Below are 19870 nucleotides of genomic sequence, written 5' to 3' on the forward strand. Positions count from 1 at the left end.
TGAAGACGCGAGAATAACGCCGCCGCGCTATCCTCGTCGTCTGACGAGTGTCACCGCTTGCCGAGATTCCCGCGCCGTCCGCCGTCTCAGGAGCCGTCTCATGGATCCCATCGCCGGAAGCACCATCATCCCGTCCCTGCGCTACCGCAACGCGCCCGCCGCGATCGAGTGGCTGTGCCGCGCCTTCGGTTTCGAAAAACACGCCGTGTATCAGGACGGCGATATCGTCCACCACGCCCAGCTGACCTACGGACCGGGCATGATCATGCTCGGCTCGGTCGATCCGAGCACCGAGGGCGAGTGGTCCAAGCGTATCGTCCAACCCGATGAGATCGGCGGGCGCGAAACTCAGGCCTGCTCGGTCGTGGTCAGCGACGCCGATGAGCACTACGCCCGCGCACGCGCGGCCGGCGCCGACATCGTGGTCGAGCTGGCCGACCAGGACTACGGCGGGCGCGCCTACACCTGTCGCGACATCGAAGGCCGGCTTTGGTGGTTCGGCACCTACAACCCCTGGAACCTATGAACCGCAAACGCAGCAACTCCAACGACGCATCCGCCTCCGGCGGCGATCTGTTCGCGGCCCCCGCCGCGGCCGCGCCGGCCGACCCGCTCGCCGGCAATCCCGGGGTCAAACCGGTCGACGGCATCCGCAGCGGCATCGGCGGTTGGACCTTCGTGCCGTGGCGCGACAACTTCTATCCCAAGGGTCTGGTGCAACGGCGCGAGCTGGAATACGCCAGCCGCCAGCTCAGCAGCATCGAGATCAACGGCACCTTCTACAGCGCGCAGAAGCCGGCCACCTACGCCAAGTGGGCGGCGGACACGCCGGAGCATTTCGTGTTCTCGCTCAAGGCGCCGCAGCGGGTGACCCAGTTCGGCGCGCTGGCCAAGGCCGGCGGCGGCGCCAAGGCCTTCATCGACGGCGGTCTGGCCGAATTCGGCGCGCGCCTGGGGCCGATCCTGTGGCAGCTGGCGCCGAGCCGTCCGTTCGATCGCGACGACCTCGCCCGCTTTCTCGACTCGCTTCCGCGCGAGCTAGACGGCCGCAAGCTCAAGCACGTGCTGGAAGTCCGCCACCCGAGCTTTCTCTCGCCGGACTATCTGGAACTGGCGCGCGCGCACCGGGTGCCGACGGTGTTCACCGACTCCGACGAATACCCGTCGCTGGCCGACATCACCGGCGATTTCGTCTACGCGCGGCTGATGCGCGCGCGCGCCGAGATCCCCACCGGTTATCCGCAAGAGGAACTGGACACCTGGGCGCGGCGGGTGCGGGCGTGGGCGCGCGGCGAGGACAATCCCGAGTTGCCGCATGCCGGCGAACCGCTGGCGCCGGCCGCGCCGCGCGACGTGTACGTCTACTTCATCAGCGCGGCCAAAGAGCGCAACCCGGCCGCGTCGATGCGGTTGTTGCAGATGTTGGGCGCGCGCTGAGGCCTGAGGCCATGCAAGCGCGCAGCCCGATCCGTCCGAACCGATCACCCGCAGCGAGCACGCTTATGGCCAGTCGTCGCGATTTCCTCAGTTCCGGCGCCATCGTCGCCGCCGGTTTCGCCCTGGCGCCGATCAGCGCCTGCAGCCGCGAAGCCGCGCCCGCCGCGGCGCCTGCGGCCGCCAGCGCCGATACGCCGTTTTCCGGTACGTTGCTGAAACGCAAGATTCCGGCCACCGGCGAATCGATTCCGGTCATCGGCCTGGGCACCTCCGGCAACTTCGAAATCGGCGACGATGCCGCCGCGCGCGCGCCGCTGCGCGAAGTGCTCAAACGCTTCGCCGACGCCGGCGCGAGCGTGATCGATACCGCGCCCACTTATTCCAGCGCCGAAGACGTGCTGGGCGAATTGGTCGCCGACGCCGGCTTGCGGCCGAAGGTGTTCCTGGCGACCAAGCTGTCGGGCGTCAGCGGTCGCGAACAAGGCCAGGCCCAGTTCGAACAATCGCTGCGGCGGCTGCGCACCGAGCGGATCGACCTGCTGCAGGTGCACAACCTGGGCGACACCCGCACTCAGTTCGCGCTCGCGCGCGAACTCCAGCAACAGGGCAAGGTGCGGCTGGTCGGCCTCACCCATTATCGCGAGCAGGCGCAGGAAGAACTGGCTCAATACCTGCGCTCGCTCAAGCCCGACTTCGTCCAGATCAACTACTCGGTGGTTTCGCGCGGTGCGGAGCGGACGATTTTTCCGCTGGCGCGTGAGTTGGGGATCGCGGTGATGATCAATCGCGCGTTCGAAGACGGGCGCTTGTTCGCGCAGGTCAAAGGCAAGGCTTTGCCGGCGTGGGCGGCTGAAGTCGGCGCCGGTTCTTGGGCGCAGTTGTTCTTGAAGTTCGCGTTGAGCGATCCGGCGGCCACTGTGGTGATTCCGGCGACGTCCAAGCCCAAGAATCAGACCGATAATTTGAAGGCGGGGGTTGGCGCGATGTTGGATGCGAAGCAGCGCGAGGCGTTGATCGCGGCGGTGGAGTGAGGGGTTGTTACTTGGCGGCGATTGATGCGCAGCGGCCGCCGCGTCGAAGATTCGGGATTGCGAATGCGAAACACGGCAACAGCGCTCCCACCTACCGTCATTCCCGCGAACGCGGGCTCCGCTTTACTTCGGCGGGGCCGAACATCCAGGGCCACGAACCTTTAGCGCGACCTCTCTAGAACGTCATTCCCGCGAACGCGGGAATGACGATCTGGAAGGATGACGCTGAAGTCTCTGGACTCCCGCCTACGCGGGAACGACGGCCTGGGAAGGTGGCTCTAAAGTCCTGAGTACAGCGGCTTCGCCTCTTCAGACGAAGCCGCTTACGGGCAACAACCCATCCGCTCCCGCATCAGTACGCCACAGTAAACCGAGCCCGCGAATGCGCCGGCTGCTCCAGCTCATCGATCAACGCCACCGCATAGTCCTGCACCGAAATCCGGCTGTCGCCGTTGTCGTCGACCAACAACTGCTCCCCGCCGATACGGAAACGGCCGGTGCGCTCGCCGGGCACCAAGTGCGCGGCCGGGGACAGGAAGCTCCAATCCAGCTCGCGCTCCTCGCGCAAGCCGCGCAACACCGTGCGCATGGCCTCGGCCGCGCCGCGGTATTCGTCGGGGAAACCGGGCTGATCGAGCAACTGCTGCCCCGGCGCGACCTCCAGGCTACCGGCACCACCGACCACCAACAGCCGCGGCGCGTCGGCCTGCTTCATGCCGGCGACGATCTGGGCGTACCCAGCCACCGTCTCGGCCTGCAGATTCGGGTTCTTCCAACCGCCGGCATTGAACGAGGCGATCACCGCCTCGTGGCCGCGCACCAGGTCGGCGATCTGACCGGGGTCGCGGCCGTCCAGCGCGGCGGCCTGGACGGTCAGACCCGCGTGCGCGGGCAGCGCGTCGGGGTTGCGGGCGATGGCGGTCACCCGGTGGCCGCGGTCGAGGGCTTCTTCGAGCACGGCGCGGCCGACGTAACCGGTGGCGCCGATCAGAACGATGTTCATGGAGAGGTTCCAGTGAGTGGGGTCGGGATATAGTCTCCTCACTTACAGACCCGACGATAATCCGGCCAGGAAAGCTAGCACCATGAAGCTGGACTTCACGATAGACCGACTCAAACGCATGGCCGTGTTCGCCCGGGTGGTCGAGCTGGGGTCGATGAGCGCGGCCGCGCGCGAACTGGATATGACGCCCTCGGCGGTCAGCCAGCAGCTGCGCCAGCTCGAAGCCGAGACCGGCGTGGTGCTGCTGCACCGCTCCACCCGCAAGCTCACCACCACCCAGATCGGCCAGGGCTACTACGAGGATTGCGCGTCGATGCTGCACGCCGCGCGCAACGCCGACGGGCGCCTGGGCGAGTTGCGCGAGCAGCCGCGCGGCGAGCTGCGGGTGGCCGTGCCGGTGGGATTCGCCGCGCATCTGGCCGGCGCGCTGGCGCCGCTGCTGCGCGAGTATCCGGACCTGTCGCTGCGGGTGTTCGCCGAAGACCGGCAGATCGATCTGATCGCCGAACGCATCGATCTGGCGATCCGCATCGGCCGTCTGGTCGATTCCAACCTGATCGCGCGGCGCATGGCGCAGTGGCCGTACTGGCTGCTGGCCTCGCCCGACTACGCGCGCGAACACGGGTTGCCGCGCACGCCCGAGGAGTTGGCGCAGCATCCGATGCTGATCCTCAGCGTGATCAATCAGCCCGAGTACGTGGACCTGTACCGCGACGGCGAACCCGCGCGGCGGGTGCGGGTGAGCGGACGCATCGTCAGCAACAACTCCAGCACATTGCGGCAAATGATGCTGCAGGGCCTGGGCATCGTGCGCCTGCCCGAACCCGACGCCGCGCCGCTGCTGGCCGACGGCCGCGCGGTGTTGGTGCTGCCGGAATGGACGATGCCGCCGCTGGGCGTGTTCGCGGTCACCGCGCAGCGCGATGCGCAGCCGGCGAAGGTGCGGATGGCGATTGCGGCGTTGCAGGCTTATTTGGGGTGAGGTGGGGGTTGGGTGTTCGATGCTGGACGTCGGGCATCGGACATCGGACGTGGGACGTCGAAAGTCGAAAACAGCGCCCTCACCTACCGTCATTCCCGCGAACGCGGGAATCCAGGGCCTTTCGTGCGAGAACGCTCGAAGTCTCTGGATTCCCGCGTTCGCGGGAATGACGGTCTGGAAAAGCGCGCTGAAGGCTCGTGGCTCTGGATTCCCGCCTTCGCGGGGAGAGCCAGCAAAAACATCAGCGGCTTCAGTCAGCCGCCTTCGAACCCCAGATCACAAACTCGCAAACGCCCGCACCGGAAACGTCCCCATCCCCTTGACCTTCGGCGGCACCGCGCTGAAGCGAAACCCCTCATCCGGCAGCGCAGCCAGATTGCGCAGATGCTCGACGATCAAGATCCCCGCGCCCAGCAAGGTGGAATGCACCGGCCGGCTCTTGCCGCGGGTGTCGTCGATGTTCACCGAATCGATGCCGACCAGCTTCACCCCGCAATCGCGCAACCATTGCGCCGCCGATTCGGTCAGGAACGGATGGTCCACGCTGTAAGCCGGAGTGGCGAAATGCCGGTCCCAGCCGGTGTGCACCAGCACCGCGCGGCCGCGCAGTTCCAGGTCGCGGAAATAGCTATCGTCGATCGCACGCACATCCGCCGCGACCCGCACCACGATCGCGTCCAGATCGGCGCAATCCTCCGGGCCGATCTGCGCCAAGTCCTTGCCGTCGGCATAACGGTGCGAAGGGCAGTCGATGTAGGTGCCGGTGTTGGCGACCATGTCGATGCGGCCGATGTGGAACTCGGTGCCTTCCTCGTAAATCTCGCGCGAACGCTCGCGGCTGAGGTAGTCGCAGATATGCGCCGGCGGCATGCCCGGGTAGGTGGTCAGGCCGTCTTCGATGGTGTGGCTCAGATCGATGTAGCGCACCTGCCCGCTTTCGATCTCGCCGACCTTGCGCTTGTGCGCCTCGACGATGATGCGCTTGTTGAGGATGCGCGCCGGGCCGACCATCAACAGGCGCAGGTCGCGCACGATGTAATCGATCAACTCGGCGTCGGCGATGTCGTCGCCGTCGATGTCCAGACGGAAGCCTTGGCCTTGCAGGCCGCCGCCGTTGCTGAACTCGATTTCGAAATCGAACTGGACGCGGTGCTGGATGGCGCTCAAGCGGGGGCTCCGGAGAGTGAGTTGGGCGTTGGATTACGTTGCCGTCCGCGGTCCAGCCCCCTCCTCACCGTCATTCCGGCGAAAGCCGGAACCCATCTTGATCTTGCTCTGGCTTGGATCCGGGCGAACGACAACAGCAACAACAACAGCAAAATGGGTTCCGGCTTTCGCCGGAATGACGGTGAAAGGAGCGTGTGGGCGTCGGGCCGCAGTGAATCGTCGCGGGTCGAAGGCGGTGCGACACCGCCTCCATCCGCAGCCTTACTTCGCCGCTTTCTGACTCAAAGCCACGCTACCCAAAATCATCGCCGCGGCGATCAGCATGCTCAGCGTCAACGGCTCGCCCAGCAGCATCCAGCCCCAGGCCACGCCGAACAGCGGCACCAGATAGGTCACCGCGACCGCGCGGCCGGCGCCGATGCGCTGGATCAGGCGGTAGTACATAACGAAGGCGATACCGGTGCAGACCACGCCGAGCATCGACGCGGAAAACCACGACTTGGCCGGGATCGCATGCGCCGGCCATTGCGCGATCGCGAACGGCGCGATCAACAACGCCGAAGTGCCCAAGGTCGCCGCGGCGACCGCGGCCGCCGGCAAACCGGTGAGCTGGCGGCGCACCAGGTTGGCGCCGACGCCGTACAGGAACGCGGCCGCGCAACCGGCCGCCACCGCCCAGCCGATGCTCGCGCCCGCGGTCTTGCCGCTGGCCAGCACCACCACGCCGGCGAAACCGGCCAGCAACGCGACCGCGCGCTGAGCGCCGATCTTTTCGCCGAAGAACAAGAACCCGACCAGCGCGGTGAACAGCACCGCCATCGAGTTGGTGATCGCACCGATGCCGGCCGGCGCGCGCTGCGCGGCCCAGGCGAACAGGATGAAGGGGATCGCCGAATTGATCAGCCCGATCAAGGCCAGCTTGGCCCAGATCGCACCCTTGAACGATTCGCGCGCCTTCCACAGGAACGGCAACAGGATCAGCGCGCCCAGGCCCAGGCGCATCTCCACCAGCGGCACCGCGCCGAAATCCTTCGCCGCCACGCGCATGAACAAGAACGAGGAACCCCAGATCGCGCCGAGGATGGTCAGTTCCAGCGGCGTGCGCCAGGCCTGGACGGTGGCCGCCTGCGCCGGCGGGGTGGACTGCGATTGCGACTGCTCGGACATGCGGAGCGTTTCCGACGTACTCATGTTGACCTCGCGAAGCGACGGTGGCGGAACCGGTGCGTGGGGGCGCCGGCTTGCGAATCTGGGTGCAGCATGCCGCGAGCGCCGCGGCGGAAATATCCGGATCGGGTGTCGTTCGGTATCCGCGCGACGGCGATCGCCAAGCGACTTCGCGACCGGCGTGTCGCGACCGCTCGCCCGGACCGATCGCCCCCGCCGACGGACCGCGCGATTCGTCCCTGGCCGCGATCGCGGCGGCTCGCGAAAGGTCCGCCCGGCGCTCCTGGCGACAATCTGGCTTTTCCCTGCCCGCTATTCTGACTGGCCGCCAAACCCAGACAAGCGCATACTTTCGAACCTAGCCACAAATTAAATTCAAGGCTCGACATGGCCCTCAGAGCAGACTGGTTACCGGCCCTGGCGGCATTCGAGGCCGCGGCCCGGCATCAGAATTTCGCCCATGCCGCCGAAGAGCTGCATCTGACCGCCAGCGCGATCAGCCACCACGTGCGCAAACTGGAAAACCGGCTCGGCCTGAGCCTGTTCCTGCGCCACGCGCGCGGGGTCGCGCTGACCGATGAGGGCCGCCAGCTCGCCGACGCCGCCGGCACCGCGCTGGCCGACATGGACGGCGTGCTGCGCAGCCTGAAGCTGGCGCGCGAGGAGCGCGACCGGGTCCGCATCACCACCCTGCACTCGCTGGCCTACACCTGGCTGTTGCCGCGCCTGGGCCAGTTCACCCGCGCCCATCCGAAGATCCAGCTCAGCGTCGACACCGAGATCGCGCTGACCCGTTTCGACGACAACGGCCCCGACATCGGCATCCGCCACGGCGCCGGGCATTGGCCGGGGCTGACCTCCCATCATCTGATGGACGACGCGCTGTTCCCGGTGGCCTCGCCGCACTTGCCCGGCGTGGACCAGGTGAAGACGCCGGCGCAGATCGCGGAAATGCCGCTGATCGCCGACCAGGCCCGGCAAGGTTGGCAGGACTGGTTCCGCGCCGCCGACGTGCATGGGCGCAAGCTGGAAGAGCGCTACATCTTCAGCAACACCACCGACGCGATGATGGCGGCCGCGCAAGGCATCGGCGTGGCGCTGGCGCGCGAGCAGATCGTGGTGCCGTATCTGGCTGCGGGGCAGTTGATCCGTTTGCCGGGGCCGGCGATGCCGGCACGGTGGGGGTATTACGCGATCTATCCCTCGCATCGGCGGCTGCGGCCGGCGGCCAAGGCGTTTTTGGATTGGTTGTTGGCGGTGGAGAAGCGTTGAGGGGGAGCAAGAGCAAATCCCCCCTAGCCCCCCCTTTTTCAAAGGGGGGAACTGCTATGGGGTGGCGTGGGTGGTTGCGAGGACCTCGGCTCCGGTGGGTGCAAGCGCGCGAACCGGCGCCCACTTTGAAAAAGGGGGCAAGCGCCCGACGCCAATCCGATATCCGCACGCACTAAAGCGCGGGGGATTCGCTTTTACTGCGATGGGGTACTGTTGGCGACTGCAGACGCTCCGGCTTCGCCAGCCACAAGCGCGCCAGTAGGCGCCCACTTTGAAAAAGGGGGCGAGCGCCCGACGCCAATCCGATGTCCGCACGCACTAAAGCGCGGGGGATTCGCTCTTACCCGCCCCGAAGCAAGCCCTCAACCGCGCGGCTTTTTCTTCCCAGGCGCTTTCTTAGCCACCCGCTTCTTCCCCGAAGCCGCCTTCTTACGCAACGCCGCCTCCAACGCCAACGCCAACCACGGCCGCATCTCCTGCGCCGAATCCATCGCCGCCTCCGGCACCGTCCAATAACTGGTTGGCACCGTCTCCCCGCGCCGCGCATACAGGAACGGCTCGCCGCCCGCGGCGCGGAAGCGCTCGCGGGTGTCCTCGACGGTCTTCAGATACAACACATCGCCGGTGATCAGCCCGATCATCACGCCATCGTGGTAGAGGCCGTAACCACCGAACATCCGGCGCGCATCGAGCGCGCCGAAGTCGGAAGCCAAGTCCTGAAGGTGGGCGATCAGATCCGCGCTCATGGGCGGATCTTATCGCCATCGCCGGCCGCCGCGCGTTGGCGCGGACCGATCAGAACTTATGCCACAAGCGCACGAAGTAAGCAGCGCCGTTCAAACCGAACTGGACGCTGTCGAAGACGTGGCCGTTGTCGGTTTCGTCCGGGTTCTGCCGGGTCGGCTTGACGTTGAACACGTTGGCGCCGCCGACGGTCAGCTTGGTGTTCTCGCTGAAGGCGTAGGTGACGCTGAGGTCGGCCGAGGTGCGGGCCTTGTAGCGCGCGTTCGGCACGCCGGCCGCGGTGCCGGAGAACGTGCCCAGGGTCTGCGGCCCGAAGTAGATCACCTTCAGGTTGCCTTCCCACGCGCCGCGTTCGAGATCGAAACCGAGCACGGCCTTGGACCGCGGCGCGCCCTGCTCGATGAACAGCCGCTCGCGTTCGGACAACAGCACGTCCTCGCGGCCGACCAGCGCCGGCGGTGCGTGGATGCCGTTGACCTTGGTGCGGTTGAGGTTCAACGCCAAGAAGGTGCCCAGCTTGAAGTCGTTGCCCAGCTCGCGCTGGTTGTTGAAGGTGAAGTCCAGGCCTTCGGTGCGGGTGTCGACCGAGTTGACGAAGAACTGCGCCTGGCCGACGCCGAGCGAATCCAGGATGCCGCCGATGGTCGGGTCGGTGGTGTCGAAGCGACCGCTGAGCACGATGCGGTCGTCGATGTCGATGCGATAGGCATCCAGGGTCAACGAGGTGTCGGCGGTCGGCGACCAGGTCAGGCCGAGGGTGAAGTTGCGCGACTTCTCCTTGGTCAGCAGCGGCAGGCCCGCGGCGTTGGCGATCGACCCGCCGTTGGGCGCGATCACCACGTCGACCGGTTCGCCGTTGACGAAGTCGGTGATGGTGGAAGAGAAGTATTTCTGCTGCAGCGACGGCGCGCGGAAACCGGTGCTGGCCGATGCGCGGAACATCAAGGTGTCGGTGGCGCGGAAGCCGGCGGCGAGCTTGCCGGTGGTGGTGTTGCCGAAATCGCTGTAGTCCTCGTAACGCAGCGCCACGCCGGCGGTGAAGCGGTCGGTGAAGTCCGCTTCCACGTCGACGTAACCGGCCCAGCTGTCGCGGCTGTGGCCGCCGGCGTCGGCCGGCTGGAAGCCCGGGAAGCCCTGGCTGCCGGCGTTGCCGCCCTCGCCCACGCCGTCGGCGTCGATGTAGGAGCCCGGCTCGCCGGCAAAGATCTTGTAGCGCTCATCGCGGCGTTCCAGGCCGAAGGCCACGTTGAGGCCGTTGAACACCTGATCGTAGAAACGGCTGACGTCGAAATTGACGGTCTTCTGTTCGAACGAGAAACCGCCGGCATCGAAGCTGCGCGCGCTCACGCCGCGGCCGCCGTTGAGCAAGTCGAGGTTGGCGATGGAGGCGTTGAGGGTGTTGTTGATCTGATAGCGCAGCTTGTTGTAGCCGTAGGTGTAGGACAGATCGGCGTTCCACTCGCCCAGCGCCCAGCGCAGGCCGAGGATGGCGAAGCGGTCGTCGATGTCGCCGTCGATGAAGGGCACGAAGCCGTCGGGATACATCGCCGCCGAGTTGCGCGAGGGAATGTCTTCCGAACCCAGACCGTCACGGGCGAACGCGGCCGAGGACGCGTCGCGCTTCTGCACGCCGAGGGTGAAATACAGGTCCAGGTTTTCGCCCAGCGGCTTGTCGCCGTTGAGGAACAAGGTCTCGTTGCGGATCTTGGAGTCGCCGATGATGCGCGGGCTGCCGGCCGGCTCGGAGCGGTCGGAACGGCCGCGGTCCTGCCATTCGCCGGTGATGCCGATGCTGCCGTCGCTGCCCAGGCCGAAGCCGCAGTACGCGGTGGCCAGCCAGTTTTCGCCGTCGCCCTTGGAGTACTGGCCGTAGCCGGCGACCGCTTCGCAGCCCTTGCGCTTCTTCAGCGAGATGTTCATCACCCCGGCGATGGCGTCCGAACCGTACTGCGCGGCGGCGCCGTCGCGGAGGATTTCGACGCTGTCGATCGCCATCAACGGAATGGTGTTGAGGTCGGTGCCGGTGTTGCCGCGGTTGCGCGCGCCGAACAGGTTGAGCAGCGCGGTGGTGTGGTGGCGCTTGCCGTTGACCAGCACCAGGGTCTGGTCCGAACCCAAACCGCGCAGCGCGGCCGAGTCGACCAGGTCGGCGCCGTCGGCGCCGCTTTGGCGGGTGGAGTTGAACGAGGGCGCGGTGTATTGCAGCGATTGGGCCAGATCGAACTGGCCGCCTTCCTCGGCCGCCTTGGCCATCGGCAGCACGTCGACCGGCGAGATCGAGGTGGTGTCGGAGGAACGCTGGCTGCGGCGCGACCCCAGCACCGACACCGTCTCCAACGTGCGCGCCTCGCTCGCCGGCGCGGACGGCGTCGCCTGCTGGGCGTCCTGGGCCAGGGCATTGCCGGCGAACGCGGTGCCGGCGAGCCACAGCGCGCAATGGACGGCGCGATACAGGTGGGCGCGACGGGGGGCGAGGCGGAGCTGGGTCATAACGGCTGGTCCTTGCGGGTCTGGCGGGGCGATCCCCTAGCCTAAAGCCAAGACAGCCGTTCGTGCACAGTGCGCGGACCGGAAATGTGAAAAGAACCGAGCAGGCGGCCGCGCTTTATGCGGGTCGCGGGCGCGCCGGCCCGAGCGCCGCTCGCTCGGACGGGCCGCCGCAGGCCAACGCGTATCGGTTACTTGGTCGAAGCCTCGGGCTTGGCCGCCGCTTCGGGCTTGGCCGGCGCCGGCTCGACCGATTCCACCCAGCGCGCGAAGAACCCGGACAGGTCGCGGCCGCTGGCCCGCTCCATCGCCTTGCGCAAATCCGCGGTCACCACCGAGTGTCCGTAATAGGCGCGGGTGTAGCCGCGGACGCCGCGCCAGAACGCGCGCTCGCCCAGTTCCTCGCGCAGCAGGTGCAGCACGTAGGCGCCCTTCTGATAGACCACGGCGCGATCGTCGGCGCTGGGCTTGTTCCAACTGGCGTAGACCAGCGCGTGGTCCTTGCCCGCCTCGCGCAGTTTGTCGACCCGCCGCTTCCACGCCTCCACCCGCTCGCGATACGCCGCATCGCCGAAGCGGTGCTGGACGTAGGCGGCGGCCATGAAGTTGGCGAAGCCTTCGTTGAGCCAGAAGTGGCCCCAGTCGCGGCAGGTGACCATGTTGCCCCACCACTGATGGGCCAACTCGTGGGCGATCAGCGACTCGTTCTCCGGTTTCTCCAATACCTCGCGGCCGTAGGCTTCCGACATCAGCGAGAAACCGTCCAGTTCCTGGCCGACGGTCTTGGCCACCAGCGCCTGGGTGTAGTCGCCGCGGAAACGGATGCCGGCGCGGCGGCCGAAGAACCGCATCATGTCGGCGCTGTCGGCGAACACCTTGCGTAGCTGCGCGCTCTGCAGATCGGCCGAGAGGAAACGCAGCGAGCCGTTCTCGCCGGTGGCGGAAGCCTCGTTGTAGCGCCCGGCGGCGAAGCCGTAGACGTAGCTGGGCATGGCCACGTCCTGGCGCCAGCGGAACGAATCGCGGCGGCCGCCCAATGCGGATTTGGAAACCAGACGGCCGTTGCCGACCGCCTTGAGGCCGCTGGGCACGGTCAAGGTCAGATCCAGGGTCGCCCGCTCCGACGGCGCATCGATGCACACCAGCCATTGGCTGGTGGAGAAGATCGTATACACCTCGCCGCGTTCGGGCTGGAATTCCAGGCCGTAGCGCGGCGCGCCGCGGTACGCGATGTCGATCTCGCGACGCTCGCCCGCGCGGCCTGGCGCGGGCAGGCGGATGCGCAAACGCTGCTCGATCTTTTCGAACGTCAGCGCCTTGCCGTTTTCGCTGACGCGTTCGATTTCCAGATCGCCTGCGTCGAATTCGATCTGCTGCGCGTTGTCGCCGCGCAGCGTCAGCCGGATCGATACCTGACCGCGCAGGGTCTTGGCGGCGATGTCCGGCTCGATCCGCGCGCTGTAATGCAGCACGTCGATATTGGCGCCGGCGCGCGCCGCCGCGCTCTGCGCCGATGCCGTCCACGGCGCCGCGCACAAGGCGAGCGCCCACAACGCGGCGGCACCGCGGTAGCGCGAAAAAAACCGCGCGGTCTGGCTCAATGCATGTCGCATCGGTGTTTCGTCCTGCCCCTCGCGCCGGCCGGCGCGTTCCTGTGTTCGATCGATCCGCGTCGAGCGCGGATCGGGGTGAATGCGCGCGCGGCGTTCGGGTATCCGCGGCGACCGCGGGATGATCGCCGATGTCGGCGCGCTATCGGAACCCACTGCCGTCCTCCAAGTTGGCCTGGGTTATGGAAACACGCGCGGAAAAAGCCGATGCGGCAAGGCCGCGCTCGTTCAGCTTGCGCATTCAGCGTTCGCGCGAGCCCACACGCGCCGCAATGCAGCATCGCGCGCGCTGTCCGATCTGCGCCGCCGATCACTGACAGCGCTGTCAATCATAGGACAAGGTGCGGACCGTGAGCGCGGGCGCGCGGGCTTCGGCCTCGCCGGCGCTCGCGCCCACCCACGCAAGCTCGCGCCTTCTGCAAGGCCCTGCCGCGGCATGATGCCGCCAGGCCCCCACCGGGCCTGAGCCCTGACCGAAAGCCATCGCTTGCCCAGCTCAGGAGCTTCAACGATGGTCACTCGCCGCAGTTTCCTCGGCGCCGGCGCGGCCGCGCTGGCCGCCGGCGTCGCCGGTCCGCTGGTGTCGCGCAGCGCCTTCGCCGCCACCCCGGCGCGGTTCAACCTGGCCCTGGTCAACGCCTCGGGCCAGAACACCGCCTACGCCTACGTGGTCGGTTTCTCCAACGACCGGCCGCTGTTCGTGCGCGCGGACGGCAGCAGTTATTACCCGCCCTCGCCTTCCGCGCCGGTGACGCCGCTGGGCGCGGACTGCGCGATTCCGCTCGGCGGCCAGGGCTCGACCACCCGCGTGTCGGTGCCGCGCATGTACGGCGCGCGCATCTACGTGGTCACCGGCAGCAAGCTCAACTTCTTCGTCAATCCCGGACCGGCCGTGGTCCATCCCAGCTTCCTCAACACCAGCGACACCAATTTCCAGAAGAACTGGACCTTCGCCGAATTCACCTTCAACGAGTACGAGCTGTTCTCCAACATCAGCTACGTCGATTTCGTCGCCGCGCCCGTGGGCCTGTCGCTGCGTTCGCTGTCGGGGCGGGTGGAAACGATTCCGGGCCTGCCGGCCGGTTCGCTGGACCCGATCTGCTACGCGCTGCAGCAACAGGCTTCGCAAGAAGGTTCTGCGTGGGATTCGCTGATCCAGCGCGGCAGCGACGGCCGCAACCTGCGGGCGATGAGCGCGCACTATCAAGCCAGCCGGTTCCAGAACTATCTGGCCGGCTACATCGATTCGGTCTGGAACAAATACGCATCCAACACCCTGACCGTCGACACCCAGTCGCAGTTCGGCGTGCTCACCGCGAGAGTCAGCGGCGGGCTGCTGCGCTTCAACAACGGCGAAACCTTCGCCAAGCCCAGCACCGCCGACGTGCTCAGCTGCGACAGCGGCCCCTTCAGCCTGGGCGGCGCCAGCGAGGTGCGCAAGGCGATCATCCCGCGCCTGGCCGCGGCGCTGAACCGCACCACCTTGCTCGACAACGCCAACCAGCCGCAGGGCGAAGTCGCCAGCCGCTTCTATCGCAATGCGCGCACCAATCATTACGCGCGGCTGGTTCACGAGCGTCTGCCCGACAACCGCGGCTACGCGTTCCCCTACGACGACGTCTCGCCGAGCGGCGGCCAGGACTTCAGCGGCGCGGCGCGTTCGGGCGATCCGGACACCTTGACGGTGACGCTGCGCGCGTTGCGCTGATGCGGCCGCGATGCGGCGGGCGCGCGAGCGCGTCCGTCGCGTCGTCGCGCAGCGGCGGTTTCACGCCGCCTCGGCGCGGCCGGACCTTATCCTGCCGGCCACGCCCATCGCCGCGGGAATCGCCATGAACACCGACAAGTACCAGGACTTGGGCAAGCTGCTGCTGCGTTTGACCCTGGGCGCGCTGATCCTGCTGCACGGCGTGTCCAAGCTGCGCGGCGGCACCGAAGGCATCGTCGGTCTGGTCGAGTCGCACGGCCTGCCCGGCTTTCTCGGTTACGGCGTGCTGCTCGGCGAAGTGCTGGCGCCGGTGCTGCTGATCCTGGGCTTCTACGCGCGGATCGGCGCGGTGTTGATCGCCGGCAATATGCTGGTGGCGATCGGGCTGGTGCATCTGGGCCAACTCGGCCAGCTCAACGAACAAGGCGGCTGGGCGATCGAGCTGCAGGCGATGTTCCTGGGCACCGCGCTGGCGGTGGCGTTGCTGGGGCCGGGGCGGTACGGACTCAACGGCAAGTAAGCCGCGACGCGCCCGCCCCGCCACCGCGCCTGCCCGAAGCCGTCATCCCCGCTAAGGCGGGGACCCAGGGCTTCACCGCAACGCCAGCCTCAAATCCGGTTGACCCGGAACTTGCGCCCCTTGATCTTGCCCTCGCGCAACCGCGCCAGCGCGGCCGCGGCCTGCCCACGCGCGACGGCGACGTAAGAACGCGTCGCGTACACGTTGATCTTGCCGACCGCATCGGCCTTCAAGCCCGCATCCCCGGTCAGCGCGCCGAGAATATCGCCCGGCCGCAGCTTGTCGGTCTTGCCCGCATCGATGCGCAGCGTGGTCATCGGCGCCGGCGGCGCGTTCTTGGCCTTGCCGCTGAGCGGTTCGGCGCGGCGCCATTGCAGCGGCGCGCCCTGCATCTGTTCGATCTGCTGGGCGCGGCCGGTTTCGCGCGGGCCGCACAGACTCAGCGCGACGCCGCCGCGCCCGGCGCGGCCGGTGCGGCCGATGCGGTGCACGTAGACGTCCGGGTCGGTCGGCAAGTCGTAATTGACCACCGCGCCCAGGTCTTCCACGTCCAGACCGCGCGCGGCCACGTCGCTGGCGACCAGCACGTTGCAGCTGCGGTTGGCGAAGCGCACCAGCACCTCGTCGCGATCGCGCTGCTCCATCTCGCCGTGCAGCGCCAACGCGGTGAAGCCGTAATGGCTGAGCGAGCCGACCACTTCCTCGGTGTCCTTGCGCATGTTGCAGAACACCACGCAGGAATCGGGGCGGTATTCCAGCAACAACGCGCCCAGCAGCGGGGTCTTTTTGTTCGGCTCGACCTCGTAGAAATATTGTTCGATCTGCGGCGCGGTGGCCTGGCCTTCGACCGTGACCTCGACCGGCTCGCGCAACGCGCCGCGGGCGAGGTCGCGGATCGCCTCGGGGAAGGTCGCCGAGAACAGCAGGCTCTGCCGCGTCTTCGGGGTCTTGGCGACGATCTCGCGGATCGGCTCCTCGAAGCCCATGTCGAGCATGCGGTCGGCCTCATCGAACACCAGCGTGCGCACGCCGTCGAGCTTGAGCGCCTTCTTGCGCAGCAGTTCCTGCAAGCGGCCGGGCGTGCCCACCACCACATGCGGCGCGTGTTCCAGCGAGGCCAGCTGCGGGCCCAGGGCCATGCCGCCGCACAGCACCGAAACCTTCAGGTTCGGGATCGCGAAGGCCAGCTTGCGCAACTGGGTGCCGACTTGATCGGCCAGTTCGCGGGTCGGGCACAGCACCAGGGCCTGGGTGCGGATCGCGGCGGGGTCGAGCCGCTGCAGCAGGCCCAGGCCGAACGCGGCGGTCTTGCCGCTTCCGGTGGGCGCCTGGGCGATCAGGTCGCGGCCGTCCAGGATCGCCGGCAGCGCGCGCGCCTGCACCGGGGTCATGGCGGTGTAGCCGAGCGCGGCCACGCCTTGCAGCAGCGCCGGGTTCAGGGCCAGGGAGTCGAAGCCGGCGGCTTCGGTGGGAGCGGTGGGCGAATTCATGCGCCATGATCGCAGCTTCGGGCCGAGCTTTCTCTCCACCCGGCCAGCGAAGCCGGCGGGCGCCGCGAAATCCGCGATTCCCACGCGTCCGCGCCGGCCCGCGCTTACGGCCAATTTGCGCAAACGTCGGCGCCGCACCGCTCACCCGTCGGCAACGATCGCTGACATACAGTGGTCCGATGCCCGATCAGAACGTACCGACATGAGCCGCGCTTTCGTCAAGGAAGGCGACGGCGACGAGAATCCCGGCGATCTGCCGGAGTTGCCGATCAGCGAGCACCCCAACTACGTGACGCCGCGCGGCATGGCGTTGTTGCGCTCGCGTCTGGACGATGCGGCGCGCCGGGTCGCCGCGCTCGATATGGACGCGGTCGGCGCCAAGCTCGACCGCGCCCACATCGAACGCGAGATGCGCTGGCTGCAGGCGCGGATTCTCGGCGCGATCACCATCGCTCCGGAACGTCAGCCGGCCGACCGGGTCGCGTTCGGCGCGCGGGTGGAACTGGTCGACGATCAGGGGCAGGAGTATCGCTATCGCATCGTCGGCGAGGACGAGGCCGATCCGGAGCACGGGTTGATCAGTTGGGTCTCGCCGCTGGCGCGCGCGCTGCATGGGGCGCGGGTGGATGAGGCGGTGACCTGGAAGCGGCCGGCGGGGGATTTGTTGGTGGAAGTGTTGGCTATCGAGTACGGGTAAGGGCAAGAGCAAGAGCAAATCCCCCCTGCCCCCCTTTTTCAAAGGGGGGAACAGCAAAAGCTTGCGCGCGCGGCTGTTGTCGCTGGCGACGGCGACGGCGACGGCGACCGTGACGGTGACGGCGCTGTGGTCGTTGTCGCTGTCGCTGTCGCTGTCGCTGTTGTCGCCGCCGTCGTTGCCCCCACCCCGCTTTGCGCTCTTGCCGTTCCCCCCTTTGAAAAAGGGGGGCAGGGGGGATTTGCTTTTGCTTTTGCTGCTACCCCAAATCCCCAAGCCCCACCTCCCCCAACCATTCGTCGGCCCACACTTGACGTCACCCCGCCCCACGCCGAATCATTTAGCAAATTAGTTAATTGCTGAATACATACAGACCACCGGTTCCACCAGGGAGAGGTCATGACCGCACTACCGGCAAGCCTGCAATCGCACCGCGTCCGCCAGCGGGCTGAAACCAGCGATTCGATCCGCAGCGTCAGCGAAGGCCGCGTGGTCTGGGAACCGATCCGCTCGCTGTGGCTGACCTCGATGGCCATCGGCGCAGTGGTCGGCGGCATCGCCTGTTTCTCATGGTCCGGCGTCGCCCTGTTCGTAACCAGCACCGCGCTGGTGCTGCTGCTCGGGCATTCGGTCGGCATGCACCGCAAGCTGATCCACGACAGCTTCGCCTGCCCCAAATGGCTGGAATACCTGCTGGTCTACTGCGGCGTGCAGGTCGGTCTGGCCGGACCGATCGGCCTGGTCCGCACCCACGACCTGCGCGACTACGCCCAGCGCCTGCCGCACTGCCACGACTACCTCGCCCATCGCCGCGGCTGGCTGGTCGATGCCTGGTGGCAACTGCACTGCGAACTGCGCCTGCGCGAGCCGCCGCGGATCGAGATCGAATCGCGCATCGGCGACGATGGCTTCTACCGCTTCCTGCAACGCACCTGGATGCTGCAACACCTGCCGTGGGCGCTGGCGTTCTTCGCCATCGGCGGCTGGAGTTGGGTGTTCTGGGGCCTATGCGCGCGCGTGACCGCCGGCGTGTTCGGGCATTGGCTGATCGGTTACTTCGCCCACAACCACGGCGGCATGCATCACGAAGTGCGCGGCGCCAACGTGCAGGGACGCAACGTGCGTTTCGTGTCGCTGCTGACCATGGGCGAGTGCTGGCACAACAACCATCACGCGTTTCCCGGCTCGTCCAAACTCGGGTTGTATCCGGGCGAGTGGGACCCGGGTTGGTGGTTCCTGCGCGGATGCGAGCGGCTTGGACTGGTGCACGATCTGCGCTTGCCGGAAGACCTGCCGGCACGTGAGGAATTGCATCGTCTAGATCCGCAGCCGTTCCCCGGACGCGTCCACATCCCCACTGCCCTGCTCACCCGGACCGCGCGATGACCGACGAAACCCGCCAACCCTCCGCATCGGCCACTCCGCCGCCGCTGCCACCGCACCTCAGCGCGCCGCAAGCCCCGCCGCCGCGTTCGGACCGCAGCCTGGAAGTGCTCGCCCATCTCTCGCCGGTGCTCGGCGGCGCGCTGATCGGCCTGCTGCTGCGCCTGGCGTTCAACGGCAAACCCGGCAGCGCTTTGGCGACCATGTTGTGGATCTTCATCCTGCTGGCGCCGTTCGCCATCGGCGCGGTCACCGTCTACCTGGCCGAACGCGTGCGGCCGCGCAGCAATACCTATCACATCTTCGCGCCGATGCTGAGCGTGGTGCTGTGCATGCTCGGCAGCATGTGGTTCGCGCTGGAAGGCATGATCTGCGTGATCATGGTCATGCCGATCTTCGCTGTGTTCGGCACCATGGGCGGGGTGACGATGGGCTTGATCTGCCGGCGCGCCGGCAAATCGAAAACGCCTACCGTCTACAGCGTGGTCGCGCTGCCGCTGGTGCTGGCCGCGCTCGGCGTCGGCCAAGAGCAGCCGCAGCGGTTCGAATACGTCGAACGCAGCGCGCTGATTCAAGCCTCGCCGCAAGCGGTGTGGGCGTTGTTGCTGGACGCCGACCGGATCCGTTCGGCCGAAGTCGACCGCGCCTGGATGTACCGCATCGGCGTACCCACGCCGCTGGCCGGGCTCACCCACCAAACCCCGACCGGGCTGGTGCGCGAGGTGCGCATGGGCAAGGGCATCCACTTCAAGCAGATGTCCAGCGACTGGAGCCCGCAACGCTACGTGCGCTGGCAATACAAGTTCGATGAGGACTCGGTGCCGGCCGGCGCGCTCGACGATCATGTGCGCATCGGCGGCGACTACTTCGACCTGCGCGACACCGTCTACACCCTGACCCCGCGCGGCGACGCCACCGAGCTGAAGATCCGCATGGAATACCGGGTCAGCACCGGCTTCAACTGGTACACCGTGCCGCTGGCGGGTTGGCTGATCGGCGATTTCAGCGACACCATCCTGGAGTTCTACCGCCACCGCGCCGAGGCCGCCGCCTCGGCCTGATCGCGCCCAGGCCCGCCGCCCCGCCCTCACGCCGTTCGTCGGCGCGGGTGTGATGATTCGCCTGTCGGCGCGAATCACGGGGCATACGAGGCAGGAACCGGCGGGCGATGGAAC

General features: G+C 67.5%; 17 protein-coding genes. 10 read left to right on the forward strand and 7 right to left on the reverse strand.

The genetic code is table 11. The annotated features are described in order from the left end of the window. Window positions 1–100 precede the first annotated feature (100 nt). From V7787_RS36920 to V7787_RS36930, 3 genes are all read left to right on the forward strand, one after another. Window positions 101–526 carry a VOC family protein gene (locus V7787_RS36920; RefSeq protein WP_336092531.1) on the forward strand — a complete coding sequence of 142 codons (426 nt, stop codon included), beginning with the start codon at window positions 101–103 and terminating at the stop codon, window positions 524–526. Beyond that, on the forward strand, window positions 523–1437 hold the full coding sequence (locus V7787_RS36925) for a DUF72 domain-containing protein (RefSeq protein WP_336092534.1): 915 nt from the start codon (window positions 523–525) through the stop codon (window positions 1435–1437). The genes V7787_RS36920 and V7787_RS36925 overlap by 4 nt, the downstream gene beginning before the upstream one ends. 65 nt (window positions 1438–1502) lie before the next feature. Further along, window positions 1503–2468 carry an aldo/keto reductase gene (locus tag V7787_RS36930; RefSeq protein ID WP_336092536.1) on the forward strand — a complete coding sequence of 322 codons (966 nt, stop codon included), beginning with the start codon at window positions 1503–1505 and terminating at the stop codon, window positions 2466–2468. A gap of 352 nt (window positions 2469–2820) precedes the next feature. On the opposite strand, the gene V7787_RS36935 is transcribed toward V7787_RS36930, so the two are convergent. Next, window positions 2821–3471 (reverse strand): NAD(P)-dependent oxidoreductase, encoded by a 651-nt coding sequence (locus V7787_RS36935; RefSeq protein WP_336092538.1) that lies wholly within the window; start codon window positions 3469–3471, stop codon window positions 2821–2823. Between the two features lie 82 nt (window positions 3472–3553). On the opposite strand from V7787_RS36935, the gene V7787_RS36940 reads away from it, so the two are divergent. Further along, window positions 3554–4453 (forward strand): LysR family transcriptional regulator, encoded by a 900-nt coding sequence (locus V7787_RS36940; protein ID WP_336092541.1) that lies wholly within the window; start codon window positions 3554–3556, stop codon window positions 4451–4453. A gap of 276 nt (window positions 4454–4729) precedes the next feature. Here the strand turns inward: V7787_RS36940 and V7787_RS36945 are convergent, their stop codons facing one another. Further along, window positions 4730–5620, reverse strand: a complete 891-nt coding sequence (locus V7787_RS36945) for a cyclase family protein (protein WP_336092544.1) — start codon at window positions 5618–5620, stop codon at window positions 4730–4732. A gap of 261 nt (window positions 5621–5881) precedes the next feature. After that, a complete protein-coding gene (locus V7787_RS36950) occupies window positions 5882–6811 on the reverse strand; it encodes a DMT family transporter (RefSeq protein WP_336092546.1) in 930 nt (309 codons plus the stop codon). A gap of 363 nt (window positions 6812–7174) precedes the next feature. Between V7787_RS36950 and V7787_RS36955 the strand changes: the two genes are divergently transcribed. After that, window positions 7175–8059, forward strand: coding sequence for a LysR substrate-binding domain-containing protein (locus V7787_RS36955; RefSeq protein WP_336092549.1), 885 nt, complete (start codon window positions 7175–7177; stop codon window positions 8057–8059). Between the two features lie 362 nt (window positions 8060–8421). Here V7787_RS36955 and V7787_RS36960 read toward each other — a convergent pair whose 3' ends face one another. The 3 genes from V7787_RS36960 to V7787_RS36970 all read right to left on the reverse strand — a co-directional run bounded on the left by V7787_RS36960 (window position 8422) and on the right by V7787_RS36970 (window position 12903). Next, the gene (locus tag V7787_RS36960) at window positions 8422–8805 is read right to left on the reverse strand and encodes a TfoX/Sxy family protein (RefSeq protein ID WP_336092551.1); all 384 of its coding nucleotides are present in this window, start codon (window positions 8803–8805) and stop codon (window positions 8422–8424) included. Window positions 8806–8854: 49 nt separating this feature from the next. Next, window positions 8855–11293: a TonB-dependent receptor plug domain-containing protein gene (locus tag V7787_RS36965; protein ID WP_336092553.1), complete on the reverse strand. Its 2439-nt coding sequence runs from the start codon at window positions 11291–11293 to the stop codon at window positions 8855–8857. 188 nt (window positions 11294–11481) lie between these two features. Next, a complete protein-coding gene (locus tag V7787_RS36970; RefSeq protein ID WP_336092556.1) occupies window positions 11482–12903 on the reverse strand; it encodes a M1 family metallopeptidase in 1422 nt (473 codons plus the stop codon). A gap of 508 nt (window positions 12904–13411) precedes the next feature. Here V7787_RS36970 and V7787_RS36975 point away from each other — a divergent pair. Together V7787_RS36975 and V7787_RS36980 are read left to right on the forward strand one after the other, a co-directional pair. After that, on the forward strand, window positions 13412–14608 hold the full coding sequence (locus V7787_RS36975; protein ID WP_336092559.1) for a glycoside hydrolase family 64 protein: 1197 nt from the start codon (window positions 13412–13414) through the stop codon (window positions 14606–14608). A 124-nt stretch (window positions 14609–14732) separates the two neighbouring features. Next, a complete protein-coding gene (locus V7787_RS36980) occupies window positions 14733–15128 on the forward strand; it encodes a DoxX family protein (protein ID WP_336092562.1) in 396 nt (131 codons plus the stop codon). Window positions 15129–15217: 89 nt separating this feature from the next. On the opposite strand, the gene dbpA is transcribed toward V7787_RS36980, so the two are convergent. Continuing rightward, complete coding sequence (gene dbpA, locus V7787_RS36985) at window positions 15218–16618, reverse strand: ATP-dependent RNA helicase DbpA (RefSeq protein ID WP_336092565.1); 1401 nt, start codon at window positions 16616–16618, stop codon at window positions 15218–15220. A gap of 202 nt (window positions 16619–16820) precedes the next feature. Between dbpA and V7787_RS36990 the strand changes: the two genes are divergently transcribed. From V7787_RS36990 to V7787_RS37000, 3 genes are all read left to right on the forward strand, one after another. Then, complete coding sequence (locus V7787_RS36990; protein ID WP_336092568.1) at window positions 16821–17315, forward strand: GreA/GreB family elongation factor; 495 nt, start codon at window positions 16821–16823, stop codon at window positions 17313–17315. Window positions 17316–17711: 396 nt separating this feature from the next. Then, the gene (locus tag V7787_RS36995) at window positions 17712–18698 is read left to right on the forward strand and encodes an acyl-CoA desaturase (RefSeq protein WP_336092570.1); all 987 of its coding nucleotides are present in this window, start codon (window positions 17712–17714) and stop codon (window positions 18696–18698) included. Next, window positions 18695–19756: a hypothetical protein gene (locus V7787_RS37000; RefSeq protein WP_336092571.1), complete on the forward strand. Its 1062-nt coding sequence runs from the start codon at window positions 18695–18697 to the stop codon at window positions 19754–19756. The genes V7787_RS36995 and V7787_RS37000 overlap by 4 nt, the downstream gene beginning before the upstream one ends. Window positions 19757–19870 lie beyond the last annotated feature (114 nt).

It is taken from the genome of Pseudomonas sp. CGJS7 (genome assembly GCF_036961695.1).